Annotated in this window: 20 protein-coding genes; 2 read left to right on the forward strand and 18 right to left on the reverse strand. The window is 65.5% G+C overall.

Annotation, left to right across the window (positions count from 1 at the left end):
• Positions 1-4: 4 nt before the first annotated feature.
• The 3 genes from putA to hemE form a co-directional block, all read right to left on the reverse strand.
• Complete coding sequence (gene putA, locus DTA15_RS17890; protein ID WP_006482203.1) at positions 5-3,937, reverse strand: trifunctional transcriptional regulator/proline dehydrogenase/L-glutamate gamma-semialdehyde dehydrogenase; 3,933 nt, start codon at positions 3,935-3,937, stop codon at positions 5-7.
• 377 nt (positions 3,938-4,314) lie between these two features.
• Positions 4,315-6,576 carry a primosomal protein N' gene (locus tag DTA15_RS17900; protein WP_006496309.1) on the reverse strand — a complete coding sequence of 754 codons (2,262 nt, stop codon included), beginning with the start codon at positions 6,574-6,576 and terminating at the stop codon, positions 4,315-4,317.
• Positions 6,577-7,027: 451 nt separating this feature from the next.
• Positions 7,028-8,122 (reverse strand): uroporphyrinogen decarboxylase, encoded by a 1,095-nt coding sequence (gene hemE / locus DTA15_RS17905; RefSeq protein ID WP_006482732.1) that lies wholly within the window; start codon positions 8,120-8,122, stop codon positions 7,028-7,030.
• A 149-nt stretch (positions 8,123-8,271) separates the two neighbouring features.
• Between hemE and DTA15_RS17910 the strand changes: the two genes are divergently transcribed.
• Together DTA15_RS17910 and DTA15_RS38610 are read left to right on the forward strand one after the other, a co-directional pair.
• A complete protein-coding gene (locus tag DTA15_RS17910) occupies positions 8,272-9,084 on the forward strand; it encodes a transporter substrate-binding domain-containing protein (RefSeq protein WP_006482715.1) in 813 nt (270 codons plus the stop codon).
• Between the two features lie 248 nt (positions 9,085-9,332).
• On the forward strand, positions 9,333-9,521 hold the full coding sequence (locus DTA15_RS38610) for a hypothetical protein (RefSeq protein ID WP_154317707.1): 189 nt from the start codon (positions 9,333-9,335) through the stop codon (positions 9,519-9,521).
• A gap of 297 nt (positions 9,522-9,818) precedes the next feature.
• Here the strand turns inward: DTA15_RS38610 and DTA15_RS17920 are convergent, their stop codons facing one another.
• The 15 genes from DTA15_RS17920 to mnmG all read right to left on the reverse strand — a co-directional run bounded on the left by DTA15_RS17920 (position 9,819) and on the right by mnmG (position 25,458).
• Entirely contained in the window at positions 9,819-11,546 is a 1,728-nt protein-coding gene (locus tag DTA15_RS17920) for an AMP-binding protein (protein ID WP_006491418.1), read from the reverse strand.
• A 282-nt stretch (positions 11,547-11,828) separates the two neighbouring features.
• Positions 11,829-12,254, reverse strand: a complete 426-nt coding sequence (locus DTA15_RS17925; protein WP_006482705.1) for a F0F1 ATP synthase subunit epsilon — start codon at positions 12,252-12,254, stop codon at positions 11,829-11,831.
• 121 nt (positions 12,255-12,375) lie between these two features.
• The gene (atpD, locus tag DTA15_RS17930) at positions 12,376-13,770 is read right to left on the reverse strand and encodes a F0F1 ATP synthase subunit beta (protein ID WP_006482710.1); all 1,395 of its coding nucleotides are present in this window, start codon (positions 13,768-13,770) and stop codon (positions 12,376-12,378) included.
• Between the two features lie 66 nt (positions 13,771-13,836).
• Positions 13,837-14,712 carry a F0F1 ATP synthase subunit gamma gene (gene atpG, locus DTA15_RS17935; RefSeq protein ID WP_006482709.1) on the reverse strand — a complete coding sequence of 292 codons (876 nt, stop codon included), beginning with the start codon at positions 14,710-14,712 and terminating at the stop codon, positions 13,837-13,839.
• Positions 14,713-14,780: 68 nt separating this feature from the next.
• Entirely contained in the window at positions 14,781-16,322 is a 1,542-nt protein-coding gene (gene atpA / locus DTA15_RS17940) for a F0F1 ATP synthase subunit alpha (RefSeq protein WP_006482717.1), read from the reverse strand.
• 44 nt (positions 16,323-16,366) lie between these two features.
• Positions 16,367-16,906, reverse strand: coding sequence for a F0F1 ATP synthase subunit delta (locus DTA15_RS17945; RefSeq protein ID WP_006482713.1), 540 nt, complete (start codon positions 16,904-16,906; stop codon positions 16,367-16,369).
• Between the two features lie 2 nt (positions 16,907-16,908).
• Positions 16,909-17,379, reverse strand: a complete 471-nt coding sequence (locus DTA15_RS17950) for a F0F1 ATP synthase subunit B (RefSeq protein ID WP_006477283.1) — start codon at positions 17,377-17,379, stop codon at positions 16,909-16,911.
• 129 nt (positions 17,380-17,508) lie between these two features.
• Positions 17,509-17,778, reverse strand: coding sequence for a F0F1 ATP synthase subunit C (atpE, locus tag DTA15_RS17955; protein ID WP_006482730.1), 270 nt, complete (start codon positions 17,776-17,778; stop codon positions 17,509-17,511).
• A 75-nt stretch (positions 17,779-17,853) separates the two neighbouring features.
• Positions 17,854-18,705: a F0F1 ATP synthase subunit A gene (atpB, locus tag DTA15_RS17960; protein ID WP_012492242.1), complete on the reverse strand. Its 852-nt coding sequence runs from the start codon at positions 18,703-18,705 to the stop codon at positions 17,854-17,856.
• Positions 18,706-18,814: 109 nt separating this feature from the next.
• Positions 18,815-19,339 carry an ATP synthase subunit I gene (locus tag DTA15_RS17965; protein WP_006482723.1) on the reverse strand — a complete coding sequence of 175 codons (525 nt, stop codon included), beginning with the start codon at positions 19,337-19,339 and terminating at the stop codon, positions 18,815-18,817.
• 568 nt (positions 19,340-19,907) lie between these two features.
• The gene (locus DTA15_RS17975) at positions 19,908-21,038 is read right to left on the reverse strand and encodes an SLC13 family permease (RefSeq protein WP_006482718.1); all 1,131 of its coding nucleotides are present in this window, start codon (positions 21,036-21,038) and stop codon (positions 19,908-19,910) included.
• 10 nt (positions 21,039-21,048) lie between these two features.
• Entirely contained in the window at positions 21,049-21,942 is an 894-nt protein-coding gene (locus DTA15_RS17980; RefSeq protein WP_006482728.1) for a ParB/RepB/Spo0J family partition protein, read from the reverse strand.
• Positions 21,943-21,973: 31 nt separating this feature from the next.
• Positions 21,974-22,753 carry a ParA family protein gene (locus DTA15_RS17985; protein ID WP_006482737.1) on the reverse strand — a complete coding sequence of 260 codons (780 nt, stop codon included), beginning with the start codon at positions 22,751-22,753 and terminating at the stop codon, positions 21,974-21,976.
• Positions 22,754-22,804: 51 nt separating this feature from the next.
• Positions 22,805-23,491: a 16S rRNA (guanine(527)-N(7))-methyltransferase RsmG gene (gene rsmG, locus DTA15_RS17990; protein WP_012492241.1), complete on the reverse strand. Its 687-nt coding sequence runs from the start codon at positions 23,489-23,491 to the stop codon at positions 22,805-22,807.
• A complete protein-coding gene (gene mnmG, locus DTA15_RS17995) occupies positions 23,488-25,458 on the reverse strand; it encodes a tRNA uridine-5-carboxymethylaminomethyl(34) synthesis enzyme MnmG (protein WP_006482726.1) in 1,971 nt (656 codons plus the stop codon). Before mnmG ends, rsmG begins: the two co-directional genes overlap by 4 nt.
• Positions 25,459-25,887 lie beyond the last annotated feature (429 nt).

A 25,887-nucleotide genomic window follows, 5' to 3' on the forward strand; every position in this document is an offset into this window, starting at 1 on the left:
ATGATCAGCCGATCGTCATCAAATTCGCATTGCCGCCCGCCGCGGCCGTGTTCACGCTCACCGAGCGTTCCGTCAACAGCCGCTCGAGCGCGTAGTCTTCCGCGCCGCCGTTCTCGAACGCGCCCGCCGATACGCCCTGCACCGACACGATCGGGCCCGGCCGCTGCGCGACGTCCTTCACGAGCGTCTGCAGTTCGTCGCTGTCGCCTTCGAACAGCACCGCGTCGAACGGCGCGTCGGCCTGCTTGCGCACCGCCGCGTGCGCCTTCAGCGACGCCGGCAGCGCGGCGACCAGCGCCTCGCCCGCCGCGCCGGCGAACAGTGCGCGGTTGCCGGTCGCGAGCACCGCCGCGAACTGCGCACGCGCGCCGCCCGGCGTGGCCGCGACACACAGCACCGTGCCGCGCGGGCCGAGTGTATACGTGTTTCGCTCGCCCGTCGGCCCGGTCAGCACCGCGGTCGCGCCGGCCGGCACCTGTGCGAGGTAGCCGTCGCAACGCGCGGCCAGCGCCGGCTCGCGCTGCTCGATCAGCCAGTCGCGCAGCGTCGTGAGCGCCGCCGCCGGATTGCCGCGTGCATCGCTTTCGGTCGCGCCGTCCGCCACCAGCGACTGCGCGAGCGCGCGCGGCAGCCCCGACGGACGCGTCGCGAGCAGGCGCTGCAGGTACAGCGCGCCACCGGCCTTCGGGCCCGTGCCCGACAGCCCTTCGCCGCCGAACGGCTGCACGCCGACCACCGCGCCGATCACGTTGCGGTTCACGTAGATGTTGCCCACGTGCGCATTCGAGATCACGTGCGCGATCGTCTCGTCGATCCGCGTGTGGATGCCGAGCGTCAGCCCGTAGCCGGTCGCGCGGATCTGCTCGAGCAGCTTGTCGAGCTGGCTGCGGCGGTAGCGCACCACGTGCAGCACGGGGCCGAACACTTCGCGCTTCAACTCGTCGATGCTGCCGATCTCGATCAGCGTCGGCGGCACGAACGTGCCGTGCGCGCATGCGTCGGGCATCGGCAGTTGCGTGACCGTGTGGCCCTTGTCCTTCATCGCCGCGATGTGCGTGTCGATCGTCTGCTTCGCCTCGGCGTCGATCACCGGGCCGACGTCGGTCGACAGCCGGTCCGGGTTGCCGAGCGCCAGCTCGTGCATCGCGCCCTTCAACATCGTCAGCGTGCGGTCCGCGACGTCGTCCTGCAGACACAGAACGCGCAGCGCCGAACACCGTTGACCGGCCGAGTCGAACGACGACTGCATCACGTCCGCGACGACCTGCTCCGCGAGCGCCGACGAATCGACGATCATCGCGTTCTGGCCGCCCGTTTCCGCGATCAGCGGAATCGGCTTGCCGTCCGGGTCGAGGCGCGCGGACAGCGTCTTGTTGATCAGGCGTGCGACTTCGGTCGAACCGGTGAACATCACCGCACGCGTGCGCGCATCGGCGACCAGCGCCGCACCGACGGTCTCGCCGGTGCCCGGCAGCAGTTGCACCGCGCCGGCCGGCACGCCGGCCTCGCGCAGCAGGCGCACGGCTTGCGCGGCGATCAGCGGCGTCTGTTCGGCCGGCTTCGCGAGCACCGTGTTGCCGGCGGCGAGCGCCGCGGCGACCTGGCCCATGAAGATCGCGAGCGGGAAGTTCCACGGGCTGATACAGACCACGGGGCCGAGCGGGCGGTGCGTGTCGTTCGAGAACTCGCCGCGGATCTGCGCCGCGTAGTAGCGCAGGAAGTCGACCGCTTCGCGGATCTCGGCGATCGCGTTCGGCAGCGACTTGCCGGCTTCGCGCACGATCAGGCCCATCAGCGTGTGCATCTGCGCTTCGAGCAGGTCGGCGGCGCGCACCAGGCAATCGGCGCGCGCGTCGACCGGCGTCGCCTGCCAGATCGGCGCGGCGGCCACCGCGTGCGCGAGCGCCGCGCTCACGTGTTCGGACGTCGCTTCGCTGACCGTGCCGACCACGTCGCGCTGGTCGGCCGGGTTGCGCACGTCGCGCGCCGGCGCATCGGCGAGCGCGTCGTCGGCGAGCATCGGCGCCGCGCGCCACGGGTGGTGCGCGCTCGCGAGCAGCGCGGACGACAGCGACGCGAGACGGTGTTCGTTCGACAGGTCGAGGCCCATCGAGTTGGGACGCTCGTCGCCATACAGGTTGCGCGGCAGCGGGATCTTCGCGTGCGGCGCGCCGAGCGGCACGACCTTCGACGCTTCGTCGACCGGATCGGCAACGAGCTCCTTCACCGACACGGTCTTATCGGCGATGCGGTTCACGAACGACGTGTTCGCGCCGTTTTCCAGCAGACGGCGCACGAGGTACGCGAGCAGCGTCTCGTGCGTGCCGACCGGCGCGTACACGCGGCACGGGCGGTTCAGCTTGTCGCGACCGGTGACTTCCTCGTACAGCGGCTCGCCCATCCCGTGCAGGCACTGGAATTCGTACTGGCCCGGGTAGTAGTTCTGGCCCGCGAGCTGGTAGATCGCGGCCAGCGTGTACGCGTTGTGCGTCGCGAACTGCGGGTACACGGCGTCCGGCGCGGCGAGCAGCTTCTTCGCGCACGCGAGGTACGACACGTCGGTGTAGATCTTGCGCGTGTAGACCGGATAGCCTTCGAGGCCGTCGACCTGCGCCCGCTTGATCTCGGTATCCCAGTACGCGCCCTTCACGAGGCGGATCATCAGGCGATGACGGCTGCGGCGCGCGAGATCGATCAGGTAGTCGATCACGAACGGGCAGCGCTTCTGGTAGCCCTGCACGACGAAACCGATGCCGTTCCAGCCGGCGAGCTCCGGATCGAAGCACAGTGCCTCGAGCAGGTCGAGCGACAGTTCGAGACGGTCGGCTTCTTCCGCGTCGATGTTCAGGCCGATGTCATAGCGGCGCGCGAGCAGCGCGAGCGCGCGCACGCGCGGCAGCAGCTCGCTCATCGTGCGGTCCTGCTGCGAGCGCGAGTAGCGCGCATGCAGCGCCGACAGCTTGATCGAGATGCCCGGGCCTTCGTAGATGCCGCGGCCGCCGGCCGCCTTGCCGATCGCGTGGATCGCCTGTTCGTACGACGCGTAGTAGCGCTGCGCGTCCTCTTCGGTGGTCGCCGCTTCGCCGAGCATGTCGTACGAGTAGCGGAAGCCGCGCGCTTCGTACTTGCGGCTGTTCGCGAGCGCTTCGGAAATCGTTTCGCCGGTGACGAACTGCTCGCCCATCAGGCGCATGGCCATGTCGACGCCCTTGCGGATCAGCGGCTCGCCGCCGCGGCCGATCAGGCGCGTGAGCGCCGACGACAGGCCCGCTTCGCTGTTGGTCGTCACGAGCTTGCCGGTGATCATCAGCCCCCAGGTCGCCGCGTTCACGAACAGCGACGGCGCATGGCCGACGTGCGAGCGCCAGTCGCCCTTGCTGATCTTGTCGCGGATCAGCGCGTCGCGCGTCGCACGGTCGGGAATGCGCAACAGCGCTTCGGCGAGGCACATCAGCGCGACGCCTTCCTGGCTCGACAGCGAAAACTCGTGGATCAGCCCTTCGACGCCGCCGCCCGAGCTCTTCTCGCGCAGCGCCTCGGCCAGCTTCGTCGCGAGCGCCTGCACGTCCGCCTGCAGGTTCGCGGGCAAGCGCGCCTGGCCGAGCAGGAACGGCACGCACTCCGGTTCCGGACGGCGGTACGCGGCCGTGATCGCCGCGCGCAGCACCGATTGCGGCTGCACGTTCTGCGCGAACTCGAGGAACGGATGCGGCGAGTTGTCGTCGTCGCCGTCCGCGGCCTGACCGTCGGCGAGCTCCGTCACGCCGCTGTGGCCCGACAGCTCGGGCGGCAACTGGCCGTGCTCGATCCGCTCGAGATACGCGAAGATCGCCTGCTTGATCAGCCAGTGGGGAGTGCGCTCGAGACGCGCGGCGGCGTCCTTGAGGCGCGAGCGGAGAAGGTCGTCGACTTTGACGCCGAGAGTCGTGCTTGCCATGGTGGGTTCGTGCGCCGGTGCGAGCCCGGCAGTGTGGTGTAAGAGGATGCGCGAAATCCTACGGCACGCAATAAAAAGGTGCAACCAAATTACGAGATAGGTTGCACCCATAAGTTGGTCAATATAATCAGTCACTTATGCGGTTGCAACCTAGGGGTTGCCCGTGGTCGGAGGATCGGTGTTTTCCCTGATCAGGCCGGTTCGGCACGCGTGTGCAACCTTCCGTATGCGCGCAAGCGGCCGAAAACCGGTTGCACTGCGTGGTGTGACGCGGACCGATGCCGGCGGCGGGCAAGCAACAGACAGCTCGGCGCGCCGGGCGGCCCAGCTTCGCGGCATCCGGCAACGCGCGGCGGCAGGGGCCGCACGGGCGCCGCTCAGATATCCAGCGGATCGACCTCGACGCTCCACCGCAGCACGCCCTTCAGCGCGCGCAGCGCCGGCTGCCATGCACGCAGCGCATGCTGCAGCGCCGCCCGCGACGCGCTTTCGAGCAGCAATTGCGCGCGATGGACGTTCGCGACCTTGACGATCGTCATCGGCACCGCGTCGTAGACGGTCACGCGATCCGCGCCGGGCAGCCCCGGCAACGCGGCCGCGGCCTGCAGCAGGAACGCGAGCGCCGCGTCGAGCGTGCGCCCTTCGGCGCGCAGCAGCGCCTGGTAGACGAACGGCGGCAGGTGCGCGTCGCGCCGCTCGGCGAGCGTCGAATTCGCGAAGCCCACGTAGTCCTGCCGCCCGAGCGCGTGATACAGCGCATGACGCGGGTAGCGCGTCTGCACCATCACCTCGCCCGGCAGCCCGGCGCGCCCCGCGCGGCCGCTCACCTGCATCAGCTGCGCGAACAGCCGCTCGCTCGCGCGGAAGTCGTGCGAGAACAGCGCGGTGTCGGCATTGAGCACGCCGACGAGCGACACGCGCTGGAAGTCGTGCCCTTTCGCGATCATCTGCGTGCCGACCAGGATGTCGACCTCGCCCGCGTGCACGTCGGAAAAAAGCGCCTGCGCGCTGCCCTTGCGGCGCGTGCTGTCCGCATCGATCCGCAGGATCCGCGCGCCCGGCACCGCTTCGGCGAGCGCCTCCTCGATGCGCTGCGTGCCGCGCCCGAGCGGCGCGATGTCGACGTTCCCGCACTCGGGGCACGAGCGCGGAATGCGCGCTTCCCAGCCGCAGTGATGGCAGCGCAGTGCGTGCTCGGGCTTGTGCAGCACGACGTACGCGCTGCAGCGCGGGCAACCGGCCACCCAGCCGCACGCGTCGCACGCGAGCTGCGGCGCGTAACCGCGCCGGTTCAGGAACACGAGGCTCTGTTCGCCGCGTTCGAGCCGCGCCTTCAGCGCCGCGACGAGCGGCCCGGACAGCCCGCCCATCGACGCGCGCCCGCGCCGCCGCTCCTCCTCGAGATCGATCAGCCGCACGGTCGGCAGCGTCGCGTCGGCCACCGCGCGGCGCGACAGCGTGAGACGCGTGTAGCGGCCCTGCTCGGCCTGCCACCAGCTTTCGAGCGACGGCGTCGCCGAGCCGAGCACGACCGTGATGCCGAGCTGCTTCGCGCGCCACACGGCCAGGTCGCGCGCCGAATAGCGCAGTCCTTCCTGCTGCTTGTACGCGGGCTCGTGCTCCTCGTCGACGACGATCAGCGCGAGCGTCGGCATCGACGCGAGCACCGCGAGCCGCGTGCCGAGCACGATCCGCGCGCGGCCGGTGTGCGCGGCGAGCCAGTTGCGCGCCCGTTCGCCTTCGGCGAGCCCGCTGTGCAGCGTGACGATCGCGTCGTCGGCGAGCGCACCCGCGAAGCGCGCGCGAAACGCGGCCTCGAACTGCGGCGTCAGGTTGATTTCGGGCACGAGCACGAGCGCCTGCGCGTCCGGCCGCGCATCGAGCAGCGACGCGAGCGCATGCAGATAGACCTCGGTCTTGCCGCTGCCCGTCACGCCGTGCAGCAGGAACGGCGCGAAACCGTGCGCCGCGCGGATCGCGTCCAGCGCCTCGGCCTGCTGGTCCGTCAACGCCGGCGGCACAGTTCGTCCACCGTTTGTCGACAGGTTATCCACAGGTTTGGCCACAGGCGTATCGGCCCAGCCGATCTCCTCGACGTCGACCCAGCCGCGCGCCGCCCAGTCGTCGAGCGTCGCGGCCGCCTTCGGATGCAGCGCGCGCGCGTCGGGCAGCGTCAGCGAGCCGGTGTCGACGAGCGCCTGCGCGAGCCGGCGCAGCGCGGCGCCGCGCGCGGGCAACGCGTCGGGCAGCGCCGCGCGGCCGGCTTCGGTCGGCTGGTAGCGCACTTCCGGCGCGAGCAGCCGCCCCCAGCGCCCGGCGTCGCGCAACGCCTGCGGCAGCGCCGGCAACGCGACCTCGCCGCGCCCGCGCTGATAGTAATCGGCGGCGAACGACACGAGCGCGAGCCAGTCCGGCGACAGCGGCGGCAGGTCGGCGCAGATCGCGTCGACCGCGCGCAACCGCGACGGCGGCACATCGGTGTGAGTGGTGACTTCGCAGACGAGGCCGACGGCCTGCCGCTTGCCGAACGGCACCTGCACGAGCGTCCCGGGCACCGGCGCCGGCTGCGCGTCGCAGCGGTAGTCGAACAGCGTGGCGAGCGGATGGTCGAGCGCGACGCGCAGGTAGGTGCCGCTCATTGCGGCGCTCCGGCGGCAGCAGCACGCGAAGTACGGACGGCTTGCATCCGCGCCCGCATCGCGACGGCGAACTTAAAGTAAAACTTCAGATTCGGCGCTAAGTTTTGGATTCGCATTAGGAATCGCCGTATACCCTGCCCAGCCTGTGGATAACTTTGTTGAGAACTCGCCGCTCAACGGCCGCAACGCGCGCGGGGCCGTGCTTTGCGCTGTTTTTCGCCGCTTGCGGCGGTGCCCCGCGAAGCCTTATTCCATAAGGCTGCTATTCAAATTACCGAACCATAGCGAGACAAATTGACCGATACGGGGCTCTACCGCGCTGCAACGTGGAAAATGTGTATAAGTCAAGTCTTGACAAGCACCGAATCGGCAGCGGGAGCGGGGTTGCGCCCTGTTTAGTTTCAGCAACGAAACGCTGTCATCCTGCAGTGCAGCATGACAGCGCTTGCGTTCAGCCCGCTGCTCCGCTACGGATCGCGCGGCTGTGGGTATGCACTTCGTCGACGAGTTCGGCGACGTGATCGGGCGACGTGAATTGCGAAATGCCGTGCCCGAGGTTGAACACGTGGCCCGGATGGTTGCCGTAGCTGTCGAGCACCGCGCGCGCCTGTTCGCGCACCGCGGCCGGCGGCGCGAACAGGATCGTCGGGTCGAGGTTGCCCTGCAACGCCACGCGCCCCGCGACGCGCTCACGCGCGGCGCCGAGGTTGACCGTCCAGTCGAGCCCGACCGCGTCGACGCCGGTCGCCGCGATCTCCTCGAGCCACAGCCCGCCGCCCTTCGTGAACGTGATCACCGGCACGCGCTCGCCGTCGTGCTCGCGCTTGAGCTGCGACACCACGCGGCGGATATAGTCGAGCGAGAAGCGCTGATACGCGCCGTCGGCCAGCGCACCGCCCCACGTATCGAAGATCATCACGGCCTGCGCGCCCGCTTCGATCTGCGCGTTCAGGTACGCGGCCACCGCCTGCGCGTTCACGTCGAGGATCCGGTGCATCAGATCCGGGCGCGAATACGCCATCGACTTCACCGTGCGGAAATCGTCCGAGCCGCCGCCTTCGACCATGTAGCACGCGAGCGTCCACGGGCTGCCCGAAAAGCCGATCAGCGGCACGCGCTGACGGCCCTGAGCGTCGGTGAGCGCGCGGCGGATCTCGCGCACGGCGCCCGTCACGTAGCCGAGCGTCGCCTCGATGTCCGGCACCGCGAGCTTCGCGACGTCGGCCTCGGTGCGCACCGGATGCGCGAACTTCGGCCCTTCGCCGACCTGGAAGTCGAGGCCGAGCCCCATCGCGTCGGGAATCGTCAGAATGTCCGAGAACAGGATCGCGGCGTCGAGCGGGAAGCGCTCGAGCGGCTGCAGCGTCACCTCGGTCGCGTAGTCGGGATTCTTTGCGAGGCCGAGGAAGCTGCCGGCGCGCGCGCGTGTCGCGTTGTATTCGGGCAGGTAGCGGCCGGCCTGGCGCATCAGCCAGATCGGCGTGTAGTCGGTCGGCTCGCGCAGAAGCGCACGCAGGAAGGTGTCGTTGAGCAGGTTATGGGCCACGGTAGGAGCGACGATGCGAAGGCAAAGCGGCATTTTACCGGACAGCCGCGCTCGGGCTGCGCATGCCGATGCGATGGCGGCCATATGACGCGCGCGATGGCTCCGTTATGATCGGACGCTCATATCGAACCGAACGAAGGAGGAGACCGATGAAGACATTCGCCACGCTTGCCACGCTCGCTGCTGCCGCCGCGTTTTGCTGCGCCGCCGCGCACGCGCAGAGTACGGCCACTGCGGCGCCTGCGAGCGCCGCTACCGCCGGCTCGCGGCTCGACGACGTGCTCGCGCGCGGCGCGCTGCGCGTGTGCACGACGGGCGACTACAAGCCGTATTCGTACTATCGCGCGGACGGCCGCTTCGAGGGCATCGACATCGACATGGCCGAATCGCTCGCGAAATCGCTCGGCGTGAAGACCGACTACGTGAAGACGAGCTGGTCGAACCTCACCAACGACTTCGTCGCGAAATGCGACATCGCGGTGGGCGGCGTGTCGACGACGCTCGAGCGCCAGAAGCGCGTGTTCTTCACGCAGCCGTACGTGGTCGACGGCAAGACGCCGATCGTGCGCTGCGCGGATGCCGACAAATACCAGACCGTCGCGCAGATCGACCGGCCCGAGACCCGTGTGATCGTCAATCCGGGCGGCACCAACGAACGGTTCGCGAAGCAGTTCTTCACGCACGCGAACCTGACCGTCTATCCGGACAACGTGACGATCTTCAAGCAGATCCTCGCGGGCAAGGCCGACGTGATGGTGACGGATGCGTCCGAGACGCTGCTGCAGCAAAAGCTGAATCCGGGCCTGTGCTCGGTGCATCCGGACAAGCCGTTCCAGTTCGGCGAGAAGGCGTACATGGTGCCGCGCGGCGACGTCGTGTTCCAGCAGTACGTCGACCAGTGGCTGCATCTCGCGCGCTCGACCGGCGAGTACCAGGCCATTTCGGACAAGTGGCTGAAGTAGGCGGCCCGCGCCGCGGCGGCCGATAACGGGCACCGACCCCGCGGCCGCCGGGGTGCCGACATCTCGCCGGAAGCGGCGGCCGCCCGGCCGCCGTTACACCTTCCGTCCGCGCCGCCGCCCTTCGCCATCGGCTCAAAACCCGCCGATTGGCCGAACGGCCGACTTCCGCGCATTCCGATCACGTTTCAAAATCTTTCTGACGAATGAATCGTCATGCGCGGTATCGGTCGCGCCGTGCACTTTCTCGCGTGAAAATCGGCAATTCATCGCGCCCGATACGCGTGAAAAACGCATCGCGCGCACACCCTGAAAACGCGATGGAAAATATGGGTAAAAATGACCTTTTTCAGGACCCCGAAAACAGCAAAAAATCCCGGAAAGCCTTATCTGGCGGGCGTTACAACCTGAAACACTTTGTTACCGCGACGGGTCATTAATTCGCCCACAATGGCCTCAACGGTTTCAACACGGATGCGGTCTCGTGTGCCAAGTGTGAGCGGACGCGAAGCGCTGCGAGCCAGTCGGTCACGTACCGAAGCCCTTCCGGGGGGCATCCCTGTTGGAGTCGTTTCCGGCCCCCCGCCGGACTCGGTTTCATCTTTGGTCTCCTCGCGCTAACCCCGTAGCGTGTGGTTTTTAGCGGGCTAATAAGCCCGCTTTTTTTCGTCCATCGAAAACGTAACGGCCTGCACAGGCCGCCACGTTTTTCCCGCATTTTCCGGCATCGTCCCGCTTCAAGCGGTCTTCTGCACGTCGAGCTTCAGCTCCTCGATCATCCGGTCGCGCATCACGAACTTCTGCACCTTGCCCGTCACCGTCATCGGCAGCTCGTCGACGAAGCGGATATAGCGCGGGATCTTGTAGTGCGCGATCTGCCCGTTGCAGAACGCGCGCACGTCGTCCTCGGTCATCTGCTCGTCCGCGCGCAGCACGATCCACGCGCACAGCTCCTCGCCGTACTTCGCATCGGGCACGCCGAACACCTGCGCGCTCTGGATCTTCGGATGCCGGAACAGGAATTCCTCGATCTCGCGCGGATAGACGTTCTCGCCGCCGCGAATCACCATATCCTTCAGGCGGCCGACGATGTTGCAGTAACCGTCCGCATCGAGCGTCGCGAGGTCGCCGGTATGCATCCAGCCGTCGACCAGCACCTCGCGTGTCTTCGCGTCGTCGTCCCAGTAGCCGAGCATCACCGAATAGCCCTTCGTGCACAGCTCGCCCGTCGCGCCGACCGGCACGATGTCGCCGCTCGGATCGACGATCTTCACTTCGAGATGCGGCTGGATGCGGCCGACCGTCGTCGTGCGCTTCTCCAGCGGATCGTCGGTCGAGCTCTGGAACGACACGGGGCTCGTCTCCGTCATCCCGTACGCGATCGTGATTTCAGAAAGGTGCATCTGCGACACGACGCGCTTCATCGTCTCGATCGGGCACGGCGAGCCGGCCATGATCCCGGTGCGCAGCGTCGACAGGTCGAATTTCGCGAATTCCGGATGGTCGAGCTCGGCGATGAACATCGTCGGCACGCCATGCAGCGCGGTGCAACGTTCTTCGGCCACCGCCGCGAGCGTCGCGACCGGATCGAACGCTTCGCCGGGGAATACCATCGCGGCGCCCTTCGACACGCACGCGAGCACGGCCAGCACCATCCCGAAGCAGTGATAGAGCGGCACCGGGATGCAGAGCGAATCCTGTTCGGTGAAACGCATCGCCATCGCGATCGAGCGCGCGTTGTTGACGACGTTGCGGTGCGTGAGCGTCGCGCCCTTCGGGCTGCCGGTCGTGCCGCTCGTGAACTGGATGTTGATCGGATCGTTGGCCGAGAGCGTCGCGCCGATCGCATCGAGCAGCGCCGGATCGACGGCCCGGCGGCCACGCGCCATCACGTCCGCGAAGCGGAACATGCCGGCAGGCGCCACCTCGCCCATCGACACGATCGTGCGCAGGCTCGGCACGCGCGCCGCATGCAGGTCGCCCGGCGTCGCGGTCGCGAGCTCCGGCGCGATGGTCTGCAGCATCTCGACGTACGCGGAGCTCTTGAAGCGCTCGGCTGCGATCACGGCCTTGCAGCCGACCTTGTTCAGCGCGTATTCGAGTTCCGACAGCCGGTAGGCCGGATTGATGTTGACGAGCACCGCGCCGATCCGCGCGGTCGCGAACTGCGTGAGCAGCCATTCGCTGCGGTTCGGCGACCAGATGCCGACGCAGTCGCCCTTCACGATCCCGAGCGCGGCGAGCCCTGCCGCCAGCACGTCGATCTCGTTCGCGAACTCGCGCCAGGTCCAGCGCACCTGCTGCTCGCGGAACACGACGGCCGGGCGGTCGGGAAAGCGGCCGGCCGTGTCGAGCAGGAACCGGCCGATCGTCGCTTCGGATAGCGGCACGTCGGTTGCACCACGCACGTACGACAAGCCGTTCTCGGGCGCGATCAGCGCGCCCACGCCAAGGTCTGCTGCCATGAATGTCTCCGTCCTTTGGGTCTGATCGGCCCGCGCGCGTGCTGCGCGCCTCCGCCGCAACGCTCGCGACGAGCGGCCTCACCGCGGATGATGCCGCGCTCCGCTGACGGTACTCTGACATCAAATCGCGGTGGACGGATGAAATAGCACGATCGGACGCAATGATCCGGCCCGAAAAACGCAGACGAAATGCGGGCGAAACACGGAGGAAGCGTGGACGAAGCCCAGACGAAAAAAAAGCAGCCCGAAGGCTGCTTTCTTTCGCGGGATACGCGGCGCGGCTCAGTGCCGGCTGCGGATCTTCGCCAGACGCTGGATCGCCTCGAGCTGCGCCATCGCGGTCGCGAGCTCGGATTGCGCTTTCGCGAGGTCGAGATCCGACTTCACGTTCTGTAGCGTTTCCTCGGCACGCTTGCGCGCTTCCTCGGCTTTCGCCGCGTCGAGGTCCTTGCCGCGGATCGCGGTATCGGCGAGCACCGTCACGGCGCCCGGCTGCACTTCGAGAATGCCGCCCGCGACGAACACGAATTCGTCGTTGCCGCCCTCGACCTCGATGCGCACCGCACCCGGACGAATCCGGGTAATGAGCGGCGTGTGACCCGGCAGAATGCCCAGCTCACCCGTTTCGCCCGGCAGCGCGACGAATTTCGCCTCGCCCGAGAAGATCTGCTCTTCCGCGCTGACGACGTCTACTTTGATGGTTGCCATATCGACTCCAATCTCATCCACGGGTTGAGCGTATTGCGGCCGGCGCAGGCGGCCGGAATACAAGTCATCACTGACTCATTGCTCCGGCCGGCGCTCGCCGGCTTGCGACTCACTCAAGCCCTTACTGGATCTTCTTGGCCTTTTCGAAGGCTTCGTCGATCGTGCCGACCATGTAGAACGCCTGTTCCGGCAGGTGGTCGCACTCGCCGTCGACGATCATCTTGAAGCCACGGATCGTTTCCTTCAGCGGCACGTACTTGCCCGGCGAGCCCGTGAACACTTCAGCGACGTGGAACGGCTGCGACAGGAAACGCTGGATCTTACGCGCACGGGCGACCGACAGCTTGTCTTCCGGCGACAGTTCGTCCATGCCCAGAATCGCGATGATGTCGCGCAGTTCCTTGTAGCGCTGCAGCGTCTGCTGAACGCGACGGGTGATCGAGTAGTGCTCTTCACCGATCACGTTCGGGTCGATCTGGCGCGACGTCGAGTCGAGCGGGTCGACCGCCGGGTAGATACCCAGCGAAGCGATGTCACGCGACAGAACGACGGTTGCGTCCAGGTGGCCGAAGGTCGTCGCCGGCGACGGGTCGGTCAAGTCGTCCGCAGGGACGTACACGGCCTGGACCGACGTAATCGAGCCCTTCTTGGTCGACGTGATGCGCTCTTGCAGCTTGCCCATTTCTTCAGCCAGCGTCGGCTGATAGCCCACTGCCGACGGCATACGGCCGAGCAGTGCCGACACTTCGGTACCGGCCAGCGTGAAACGGTAGATGTTGTCGACGAAGAACAGCACGTCGAGGCCTTCGTCACGGAAGTGCTCGGCCATCGTCAGGCCGGTCAGCGCGACGCGCAGACGGTTGCCCGGCGGCTCGTTCATCTGGCCGTACACCAGCGCGACCTTGTCGAGAACGTTCGAGTCCTTCATTTCGTGGTAGAAGTCGTTCCCTTCACGGGTACGCTCGCCCACGCCCGCGAACACGGAGTAACCGCCGTGTTCCTTCGCGATGTTGTTGATGAGCTCCATCATGTTGACGGTCTTGCCCACGCCTGCACCACCGAACAGGCCAACCTTGCCGCCCTTTGCGAACGGGCAGATCAGGTCGATGACCTTGATACCCGTTTCGAGCAGTTCGGTCGACGGCGACAGTTCGTCGAACGCCGGTGCCTTCTGGTGGATCGAACGCGTCACGTCGCTGTCGATCGGGCCGGCTTCGTCGATCGGACGGCCGAGCACGTCCATGATTCGGCCGAGGGTCGGCTTGCCGACCGGCACCGAGATCGGCTTCGCCGTGTTCTTCACGGTCAGGCCGCGGCGCAGGCCGTCGGATGCACCCAGACAAATGGTACGGACCACGCCGTCACCCAGCTGCTGCTGGACTTCGAGCGTCAGTTCCGAGCCATCGAGAATGAGCGCGTCGTAGATCTTCGGCATGCTGTCGCGCGGGAATTCCACGTCGATAACGGCGCCGATGCACTGTACGATCTTGCCTTCTACCAAAGCAGCAGTACTCATCGCTTTTCCTTTAAATACCTGATTCTTTACTCGCGCAAAGGCGCAGTTGTCGTCCCGGGCGCGCGCTTAAACAGCGGCTGCGCCGCCGACGATCTCCGACAGTTCTTTCGTGATCGCGGCCTGACGGCTCTTGTTGTACACGAGCTGCAGTTCGCTGATCACCGTCTTCGCGTTGTCGGACGCGGCCTTCATCGCGACCATGCGCGCCGATTGCTCGGACGCCATGTTTTCCGCGACGGCCTGGTACACCAGCGCCTCGACGTAACGCACGAGCAGTTCGTCGACGACTGCCTGCGCGTCCGGCTCGTAGATGTAGTCCCACGACGTCGCCGGCGTACCGTCATCGGCTTCGAAGTGGTCCGACGACAGCGGCAGCAGCTGCTCGATCACGGCTTCCTGCTTCATCGTGTTGACGAAGCGCGTGTAAGCGATATAAACCGCCGACAGCTTGCCTTCCGAGTACAGATCGAGCTGCGTCTTCACGGCGCCGATCAGCTTGTCCAGGTGCGGGGTGTCGCCGAGGTGCACGACCTGCGACATCACCTTCGCGCCGAAGCGGTTCAGGAACCCGAGGCCCTTGCCGCCGATCGCGGTGGCTTCGACCTTCTGGCCCTTCTCTTCCAGCTCCTTGAACTTCTGCACCGTCGCACGCAGCACGTTGGTGTTCAGACCACCGCACAGACCCTTGTCCGTCGTGACGAGGATGATGCCGGCCGTCTGCGCGCCGTCGTTCGCCACCATGAACGGGTGACGGTACTCGGGGTTCGCACGGCTCATGTGCGCGGCGATGGCACGGACCTTGTCCGCATACGGACGAGCGGCGCGCATGCGTTCCTGCGCGCGACGCATCTTCGATGCAGCCACCATCTCCATCGCCTTCGTGATCTTGCGCGTGTTCTGCACGCTCTTGATCTTGCCGCGAATTTCCTTCATTCCAGCCATAGCTTGCTCCTTGACCGAAGCGGCGCGGGTGCTCGGCACCCGCGCGGCCTCAGTGTGTCACTCGCGGATCAATAGGCACCGGACTTCTTGAAGGCTTCGATCGCCGAGCGCAGTGCGCCTTCGTCGTCCTTCGAGAGATCCTTGGTGTCTTCGATGCGCTTGATGAGGTCAGCGTGGCTGGTCTTCAGGTTGTCGCGCAGGCCCTTCTCGAACGACAGCACTTGCTTGACGTCGAGGTCGTCGAGGTAGCCGTTGTTCGCGGCGTACAGCGACACGGCCAGTTCCCAGACCTGCAGCGGCTGGTACTGCGGCTGCTTCAGCAGTTCCGTCACGCGGCGGCCGCGCTCGAGCTGCTTGCGGGTCGCTTCGTCGAGGTCCGATGCGAACTGCGCGAATGCGGCCAGTTCACGGTACTGCGCGAGGTCGGTACGGATACCGCCCGACAGCTTCTTCACGACCTTCGTCTGAGCAGCGCCACCGACGCGCGACACCGACACGCCGGCGTTGATTGCCGGGCGGATGCCTGCGTTGAACAGATCGGTTTCCAGGAAGATCTGGCCGTCGGTAATCGAGATCACGTTCGTCGGAACGAACGCGGTCACGTCGCCAGCCTGCGTTTCGATGACCGGCAGTGCCGTCAGCGAACCGCTCTTGCCCTTCACTTCGCCGTTCGTGAACTTCTCGACGTACTCTTCCGACACGCGAGCCGCACGCTCCAGCAGACGCGAGTGCAGATAGAACACGTCGCCCGGGTACGCTTCACGGCCCGGCGGACGGCGCAGCAGCAGCGAGATCTGACGGTATGCCCAAGCCTGCTTGGTCAAGTCGTCATAGATGATCAGCGCGTCTTGGCCACGGTCGCGGAAGTATTCGCCCATCGTGCAGCCGGCGTACGGCGCCAGGTACTGCATGGCAGCCGAATCCGATGCCGAAGCGGCGACGACGATCGTGTATTCCATCGCGCCCGTTTCTTCGAGCTTGCGAACCACGTTCATGATCGACGAAGCCTTCTGGCCGATCGCGACGTAGATACAGATCAGGTCCTTGCCCTTCTGGTTGATGATCGCGTCGAGCGCCACCGCGGTCTTGCCGCACTGACGGTCGCCGATGATCAGCTCACGCTGGCCACGGCCGATCGGCACCATCGCGTCGATCGACTTGATGCCCGTCTGCACCGGCTGCGACACCGACTTGCGCCAGATCACGCCCGGGGCGATCTTTTCGATCGCGTCGGTCAGCTTCGCGTTGACCGGGCCCTTGCCGTCGATCGGGTTGCCGAGCGCGTCGACCACGCGGCCGACGAGTTCCGGACCCACCGGGACTTCCAGAATGCGGCCCGTCGTCTTGACGATGTCGCCTTCCGAGATGTGTTCGTATTCGCCGAGAATCACCGCGCCGACCGAGTCGCGCTCGAGGTTCAGCGCGAGACCGAACGTGTTGCCCGGAAACTCGAGCATTTCGCCCTGCATCACGTCCGACAGGCCGTGGATACGCACGATACCGTCGGTCACGGAGATCACGGTGCCCTGGTTGCGAACGTCTGCGCTCGCTTCAAGGCCCTGGATCCGGCTCTTGATCAGCTCGCTGATCTCAGAGGGATTGAGTTGCATTATTCGCTCCTGATAGTCAATTCTGTTGCGTGCCGGCGTGGCGCTCAGGCGGTCAAGGCAGCCTGCATCGATGCGAGGCGCGCGCGAACCGAGGTGTCGAGCACTTCGTCGCCGACCGTCACGCGCACGCCGCCGATCAGCGACGAATCGACTTCGACCGTCGGTTTCAGCTTGCGCTTGAACTTGCGTTCGAGGCCCGAGACGAGACTGTCGAGATCCGCGCCGTTCAGCGGGAACGCGCTCACGATCTCGGCGTCGGCTGCGCCTTCACGTTCGTTCTTGAGCGCCTCGAACTGCTCGGCAATTTCCGGCAGCAGCGCGATGCGATGATTGTCGACCAGCATCTGCACGAAGTTCTTCGCTTCGGCGCCGGCCGCGAGCGGCGACTTGGCCGCAGCAAGCAGCAACTCGGCTACTTGCGTGCGCGTCACCTTCGGGCTCGACGCGACCGACAGCACTTCCGGCAGACGCGCAACCTGGGCCAGCTCTTGCACGAGCGTGGACCAGGCGGCGATGTCACCGCCCTCGGCCACGCGGAACAGCGCTTCTGCGTAAGGGCGGGCGATGGTTGCAAGTTCGGCCATGATCAGAGCTCGGCTTTCAGTTGATTCAGCAGTTGGGCGTGGGCCGTTTGATCGACTTCGCGCTTCAGGATCTGCTCGGCGCCCTTCACGGCCAGCGCGGCGACTTCGCCACGCAGCGCTTCGCGCGCCTTCACGATTTGCTGTTCTGCTTCCGCCTTCGCCTGGGCGACGATGCGGGCGGCTTCAGCCTGGGCGTTGGCCTTGATTTCCTCGGCGACCGCCTGGGCACGCTTTTCAGCGTCGGCGATGCGCTGCTGGCCGTCGTTGCGGGCCTGCGCGAGTTCCTGGTCCACGCGCTTGTGCGCTGCGTCGAGTTCCGCCTTGCCCTTCTCCGCGGCGGCGAGGCCGTCGGCGATCTTCTTCGAACGTTCGTCGAGGGCGTTGATCAACGGCGGCCACACGAATTTCATCGTGAACCACGCGAGGACCAGGAACACGACCATTTGCGCAAACAGAGTTGCGTTGAGATTCACGGTGTTTCCTTATCTGCTATTCCGGAAAAATGAAACGGTAAGGCGCTCATCGAGTTGCATTCGATCAGCGCCCCAAGTCTCCGTTCCGCCCTGCGCCGGCTCACGCCGGACGCATATTTCCGAGGAACCTTAGCCTGCGAGCTTCGACAGGAGCGGGTTCGCGAACGCGAACAGCATTGCGACACCAACGCCGATCAGGAATGCAGCGTCGATCAGACCAGCCAGCAGGAACATCTTCGTTTGCAGCGGGTTGATGAGTTCCGGCTGACGTGCGCAGGCTTCGATGTACTTGCCACCCATCAGCGCGATACCGATACAGGCGCCGATTGCACCCAGGCCGATGATGATGCCGATACCGATGGCGGTCAGACCCTGGATGTTGGCGATGTAAGCTTGCATGATCACTCCTTTGTGAAAAGACTTGGAACTGAGATTTAAAAAACTAAAACGGAAACTCTTTCTTGCACGCCGCGCTTAGTGCTTGTCGTGCGCCTGGCCGAGATACACCAGCGTCAGCATCATGAAAATGAATGCCTGCAACAGAACAATCAGGATGTGGAAGATTGCCCAGACGCTACCCGCGATCACATGACCAACGAAGCCGAGGAACGTTGCGTCGCCACCGAAGCTCCACATGCTGCCGAGCAGGGCGATCAACAGGAACAACAGCTCACCCGCGTACATGTTGCCGAACAGCCGCATACCGAGCGAGACGGTCTTCGCGAGATATTCGACAATGTTGAGCGCGAGGTTCGGGATCCACAGCAGCGGGTGCGCGCCGAACGGTGCCGACAGCAGCTCGTGCACGAAGCCGCCCGCGCCCTTGATCTTGATGCTGTAGTAGATCATCAGGACGAACACGCCGAGCGCGATGCCGAGCGTGCCGTTCAGGTCGGCCGTCGGAACGATGCGATGGTGGGAAATCACGTCCGACAGACCGAGCAGGCCGATCACGCGGCCCGGCAGGTCGACCGGGAGGAAGTCGAGGGAGTTCATCAGCGCAACCCACACGAACACCGTGAGGGCGAGCGGCGCGATGAAGGTGCGATTGCCGTGGACGATGGCCTTCGACTGGTCCTCGACCATTTCGACGAGCATCTCGATCGCGCACTGGAAACGGCCCGGCACGCCCGACGTCGCCTTGCGGGCGGCCAGACGCAGCAGGACGATCGTCACGATGCCGCATACGATCGACCAGAACAGCGTGTCGAGATTCCAGACGTGAATGTCGAAAATCGACGTCTGATGCGAGGTGGAGAAATTCTGCAAGTGGTGCGCAATGTACTCGGACGGATCCGGACCGCGCGTGCCTTCGCTAGCTGCCATATCGTTAATGCCACCCAAATTGTCGAAAATCGTTTTGCCCGTTCCGCAACACGCTATTGCGGGAACGGGCCGGTGCGGTTCGTTGTCGAAACCGCACGCTGCTTGTTCCTTACCGCCAGGCCAGCGCGATCCAGTACGTCTTCAGCACGACGAGGTACGTGACGAGGAACGGCACCCAGTGCACGCCGGCCCAGCCGAACGCCACCGCGGTGAACATCCCGATCGTCAGAGCGAGTTTCAGGGCTTCGCCCATCACCCAGCTCATCACGGTGGCCGAGCCACCTGCCTTCAGTCGTGCCACGAATACCGCACTGGGCACCCAGCCGATCGCTCCGCCCAGAAACGCGGATTGCGCAGCGGCGCCCGGCGACTTCGAAAACAGCCACCACGCCAGCGTTGCAACCAGGGACAGGACCACTTGCGCGAACACCACCTTGTAGGGGGTCACGCGCGAGGGCTTGCTCACGTTCGGACCGAACAGCCTTTCGGCCTCTGCCCGTGTAAGCGGAACGATGTTGTTATCTTGCTGCTCGACATCCCAGTCATCGTCGGATTCACGCCGCGCGCCGGCCGCCGAAGCGGTGCGTTGCGTGCGCTGATCATCGTGCCTGTCGTCCGGCGCCTGACCCGCCATCGCAATCTTCCACTGAAATCCTTGAACCCGACCCCAAGCTTTCTGAAAGCTTTCAGGGGTGCCTAGCTAACAAATCCGGGCGATTGTAAGCGATAGTTGCAAGTGATTCAAGGCTTTAGACGCGACAAAAACCTGCATAAAACGACGCCTCATGATGTGAAAAAACACCCGATTCGACGACGTACGATGACAGTTGTAAGGTCGGTTTTTTGCACCGGTATTTCTTGTGCGAAAAAGTCCGGTGACGGCGGAAATGACGGGGAAACGACGCCCGCCGCGGGCCAGCAGGAAGCGGCGCGATCGCCGCCGGGCATCCGCTGCCATGGAGTCGTCGGGAACGACTCGGCGCGACACGCCGGAACACGCAAGACGCCGCAATCAAGCCATCGCGCCGGCGCGAGAAACTCGACCGGTTGCTCGCGCATCGATTCGTCCAATCAGTTGTCGCGCCGCCACAGAAGTTCGACTGTGGGCGGCAGCACTTATCAACAATCCTTGATCACTGCGGACGCTGTGCGCCCCGTCCGCCGCCCGAACGGCACACCTGTGCGGCGCGCATCGGCCTCGCTCAACCGTGCATGAGCAACCACGCGCCGAGCGCCGCGCTCACCAGCGCGAACGGAATCGAAACGAGGTGGAACGGCAGCCACATGCGCGGCTCCTTCGCGAGACGCACCGCGATCAGGTTCGCGAGCGAGCCGATCGCGAAACCGAAGCCGCCGACCGATACGCCGAATGCCAGCGCGCGCCAGTCGTGCGTGAACTCCGACAGCAGAATCGCGGCCGGCACGTTGCTGATCACCTGCGACAGCGCCGCGCCGGCGGCGTAGACGCGCAGCGGCGAATCGAGTTGCGCATGCGCGACCGCATCGTGCACGACGGGCAGCGCAGCCGCGCTGCGCAACACGACGAACATCAGCACGAAGATCAGCAGCAGCAGCCAGTCGATCTTCAGGACTGCGTCACGTTTGACGGCGAGCAGCACGATCGCGACACCGACGAGGCCGGGCAGCGGATGGTGCGCATCGGCGAGCAGCACGAACGCGGCGAACAGCACCGCCGCGATCAACGCGTGCATGCGTTGGACGGGAAAGGACGCGGCGTCGCCGGACAGGTCGAGCGGCTTCGCGCGAAACATCAATGCGGTCAGCACGAGCAGCAGCGCCATCAGCGCGACCGCGAGCGGCCCGAGCGTGACCACGAAACGGCCGAACGACACGCCGCTCAATTGCCACAGGAACAGATTCTGGGGATTGCCGAGCGGGGTCGCGACGGACCCGGCGTTGACGGCCAGCGCGACGACGATCACGAGCCGCCGGAACGGCAGCGGTGTCAGCGCGCGCAGCGACACCATCAACGGTACGACGACGAACAGCGCGACGTCGTTGGTGAGCCACATCGACAGCACGGCGGCGAAGCCGACAAGCAGCATCGCGAGCCCTCGCTCGGAATGCACGTGATGCACGATGCGATGCGCGAGCCACATCAGGCAGCCGGACAACTCGAGCGCCTTGGTCAGCATCAGCAGGCCCGCGAGCGTCGCGACCGTCTGCCAGTCGACGCGGTCGGCCAGTACCGAAAATGGTTGCGGACGCACCCATTGCAGCACGATCAGGCCAAGCGCCAGCACCGACAGTACCGGTTCCTGCGCGAGCCAGCCGAGCCACCGGCGCGGCGCCGGTGCGCCCGTTTGCTCCATGGGTTGCCCGTTACTCTTCGGTCGCGACGTTGCCGCGCAGGCGCGCGAGAATGCCCTCGAGCGCGTCGAGGTTGCCGAAGTCGATCAGCACCTGCCCGCGCCCGCGGCGGCCCAGCTTGATCTTCACCGTCGACGCGAGCAGGTCTGACAACTCCTCTTCGAGACGACGTGTATCGCGGCCGCCGTCGTCCTTCGCGCGCGCCTTCACGGCCGGCGCTTCCTTCGTCGTATGTGCGACGAGCTTCTCGGTCTCGCGCACCGACATGCGCTTGTTGACCACCTGATGCGCGAGCGTGATCTGCGTGGCCGCGTCGACCGCGAGCAGCGCGCGTGCGTGCCCCATGTCGAGATCGCCGGCCAGCAGCATCGTCTGCACGGGTGACGCGAGGTTCAGCAGGCGCAGCAGGTTCGACACCGCGCTGCGCGAACGGCCGACCGATTCGGCCGCCTGTTCGTGCGTGAAACCGAACTCGTCGAGCAGGCGCTGGATGCCGTGCGCCTCTTCGAGCGGATTCAGGTCCTCGCGCTGGATGTTCTCGATCAGCGCCATCGCGGCGGCGGCCTGATCGGATACGTCCTTCACGAGCACCGGCACTTCATCGAGGCCGGCCAGGCGCGCCGCGCGGAAACGCCGCTCGCCCGCGATGATCTCGTATTTGTCTGACGAAATAGGCCGTACCAGGATCGGCTGCATCACGCCCTGCGCGCGAATGCTGGCCGCGAGCTCCTGCAGGCTGCCTTCGTCCATCCGCGTACGCGGCTGGTACTTGCCGGCTTGCAGCTTGCCGAGCGCGAGCGTGTTCGGTGCGCCTTCGATCTTCACCGCTTCGGTGATATCGGCACTGCCGCCGAGCAGCGCTTCGAGGCCACGTCCCAAGCCCTTCTTCTTTGGTACCGCGTTCATGTCTTTCTTCCTCGCTTCGCTCATGTCCGGATCACGACACCTCGAACGCGCGCACGCGTTCGATCATCTCGGCACCGAACTGGATATACGCCTGCGCACCGCGCGAGCTGCGATCGAACACGACGCCCGGCAACCCGTAACTCGGCGCTTCCGCCAGACGCACGTTGCGCGGAATCACCGCGTCGAACACCTTGTCGCCGAAGTGCGCTTTCAGTTGATCGGAGACTTGCTGCTGCAGCGTGATGCGCGGATCGAACATCACGCGCAGCAGGCCGATGATCTTCAGGTCGCGATTCATGTTCGCGTGGACCTGCTTGATCGTATTGACGAGGTCCGACAGCCCTTCCAGCGCGAAGTACTCGCACTGCATCGGGATCACGACGCCGTGCGCCGCGCACAGGCCGTTCAGCGTCAGCAGCGACAGCGTCGGCGGGCAATCGATCAGCACGAAATCGTAGTCGTCGGCCACGCGCTCGAGCGCGGCCTTCAGCCGGCGCTCGCGATTGTCGATGCTGATCAGCTCGATCTCGGCGCCGGACAGCTCGCGGTTCGCGGGAAGCACGTCGTAGGTGACGCCTTCCGGACGCACGCGCGCGTCGGTCACCGACACGCCATCGACCAGCACTTCATACACGGTCGCTTCGCAGGCGGCCTTGTCGATCCCGCTGCCCATCGTCGCGTTGCCCTGCGGGTCGAGATCGATCAACAGGACTCGTTGCTCCTGCGCTGCAAGGCTTGCGGCGAGATTGACCGATGTCGTCGTCTTGCCGACGCCCCCCTTCTGGTTCGCAACGCAGAAGATCTTTGCCATCGTTGGTGTGTTCCCTTTACCTTCAAACAAACGGCGCGCTACCGCGCGCCTTCAATTCGCGTCGTCGACGGCCACTTCGAACAGATGCCGCTCCGCATCGAGCATCGGCACCGCCAGCCGGATCGTCTGCTTGACGTGGCTGCCTTCCGGCAACCGCGCAATCTCGTCGTCCGGGTGAACGCCCTTCATCGCCCAGATCGAACCACCCGGCGCGACCAGATGTCGAGCAAGTTTAACGAAGTCGGATAGATCCGCGAAAGCGCGGGATACGATCATGTCGAATTTTTCCGGCACTTCGACACCCGGCTGCAGCGATTCGACCCGCCCGGTGACCACCGACAGGTTCACCAGCTTCAGCTCCGCGCGCATCTGCGTCTGGAAGGCAGACTTCTTCTGCACGATATCGTTCAGCGTGACCTGCCAGCCCGGCTCGACGATCGCCAGCACGATACCGGGCAGCCCGCCGCCCGAGCCGACGTCGAGCACGCGCGCCGACGTACGACCACGCAGATGCGGGACGATGGAAAGCGAATCGAGGATGTGCTGGATCAGCATCTGCTTCGGGTCGCGGATCGCGGTCAGGTTGTAGACCGCGTTCCACTTGCCGAGCAGCGCGACGTAGTCGAGCAGCTGGTTGCGTTGCGCATCCGTCAGCGTGAGGTCGAGCGCCGCCGTGCCTTCGACGAGCATCTGTTCCAGTACGTCCCGATTAACCGCCGGCGCGCGACGCGCCGTCATTGTTGCGTCGGGACGGTACCGCCCCCCTGCTCCGCGGCCTCTGCGGCCGTGCCGTTGCGGCGGCCCAGGCCGCGCCGCTTCAGGTGCACCATCAGCAGCGAGATGGCCGCCGGCGTGACGCCCGAGATACGCGACGCTTGCCCGATCGTTTCCGGCCGGAACTCGTTGAGCTTCTGGCTCACCTCGAACGACAGGCCGCGGACTTCACGGTAATCGATACCGTCCGGCAGGCGCGTGTTCTCGTTCGCATCGTTGCGCTCGATTTCGGACGCCTGGCGCTCGATATAGCCCTGATACTTGATGCCGATCTCGACCTGTTCCTTGATCTGTTCGAGCAGCACCGGATCGTCCGTCAGCGGCTCCGCGGGGCCGCACTCGCCGCCCTTCAGTCCGCATACGCCGTCGTAGCTCACACCCGGGCGGCGCAGCAGCTCGGCGAGGCTGTATTCGTGATCGATCGCCTTGCCGAGCAACGCGGTCGCCTCTTCTGCCGGCAGCGTCTTCGGCGTGACCCAGGTCGACTTCAGGCGTTCGGTTTCACGTGAAACAGCGTCGCGTTTCCGGCTGAAGGCGTCCCAGCGCGCGTCGTCGACCAGCCCCAGTTCGCGGCCGATTTCGGTCAAGCGCATGTCGGCATTATCTTCGCGCAGGCTCAGGCGATACTCGGCGCGACTCGTGAACATCCGGTACGGCTCGGCCACACCGCGCGTAACGAGATCGTCGACCAGCACGCCCAGATAGGCCTGGTCGCGCCGCGGGCACCATGCCTCCTTCTCCTGCACGTAACGGCCTGCATTGAGGCCGGCCAGCAGACCCTGCGCGGCCGCCTCTTCGTAGCCGGTCGTGCCGTTGATCTGGCCCGCAAAAAACAGCCCGTTGATCGCCTTCGTCTCGAGCGACGCCTTCAGCGCGCGCGGGTCGAAGTAGTCATACTCGATCGCGTAGCCGGGACGCAGGATGTGCGCGTTCTCGAGGCCGCGCATCGAATGCACGAGCTCGAGCTGGACATCGAACGGCAGGCTCGTCGAGATCCCGTTCGGGTAGAACTCGTTGGTCGTCAGCCCTTCCGGTTCCAGGAAGATCTGGTGCGATTCCTTCGATGCAAACCGGTGGATCTTGTCCTCGATCGACGGGCAATAGCGCGGCCCGACACCTTCGATCACGCCTGTATACATAGGCGAACGGTCGAGACCGCCGCGAATGATGTCGTGCGTGCGCTCGTTCGTATGCGTGACCCAGCACGGCAGCTGCTGCGGATGCTGCTCCGCGCGGCCCAGGAACGAGAACACGGGGATCGGATCGAGGTCGCCCGGCTGCTCGTCGAGCTTCGAGAAGTCGATCGTGCGCCCGTCGATACGCGGCGGCGTACCGGTCTTCAGGCGGCCCTGCGGCAGCTTCAGCTCCTTCAGGCGCGACGACAGCGACACGGCCGCCGGATCACCCGCGCGGCCGCCCGTGTAGTTGTTCAGGCCGACGTGGATCTTGCCGTCGAGGAACGTACCGGCCGTCAGCACGACCGCGCGCGCGCGAAAGCGGATGCCGATCTGCGTGACGGCGCCGACCACGCGGTCGCCTTCGACCATCAGGTCGTCGACGGCCTGTTGGAACAGCCATAGGTTCGGCTGATTTTCGAGCCGATGGCGGATTGCGGCCTTGTACAGGATGCGATCCGCCTGTGCGCGGGTCGCGCGTACGGCCGGGCCCTTCGATGAATTGAGGATCCGGAACTGAATACCGCTTTCGTCCGTCGCGGCGGCCATTGCGCCGCCCAGTGCGTCGACTTCCTTGACCAGATGGCCCTTGCCAATGCCGCCGATCGACGGATTGCAGCTCATCTGCCCAAGCGTTTCGATGTTGTGGGTCAGCAGCAGTGTCTTTGCGCCCATGCGGGCGGACGCCAGCGCGGCTTCCGTGCCGGCATGACCGCCACCGACGACGATGACGTCAAATTCTGTGGGAAAAAGCATGGTGGATTCCGTACGCAGAGCTGCGCACGAACCTATCAGAGAAATGTATGGGCCGAATTATAGCGGGTTCGCTTTTCACCCGAAGGCCGTCCGAATGGTAGGGTCTGTGCATTTCGGCGATTTTTTGGCTGAGGACCGGTGAAATGCCTTGGTAGGCGTACTTCGGCGATGCCTACGAGCGATTCAACGCACATCGTCGTGCCTGTGCAAAAGCTCTGGTTGATAGTCGCGTCAGCATGTGTGGAACTCGTTAACTGGCCAATGCCTGTGGACCAGCGCAACACGCCAGACCCGACATCCTGTGCCCATCACCACACAGCATTTCTGTCGGTCGTCCCCATGCTTATCCACTGAAGCGCGCCACATCATCGGCCTGTGGAACAAGCAAGCGCAGCACCGCACAGAGCTTCCCACTATTCCGGCGCGACT

It is taken from the genome of Burkholderia cenocepacia (assembly GCF_900446215.1).
Lineage (GTDB): Bacteria > Pseudomonadota > Gammaproteobacteria > Burkholderiales > Burkholderiaceae > Burkholderia > Burkholderia cenocepacia.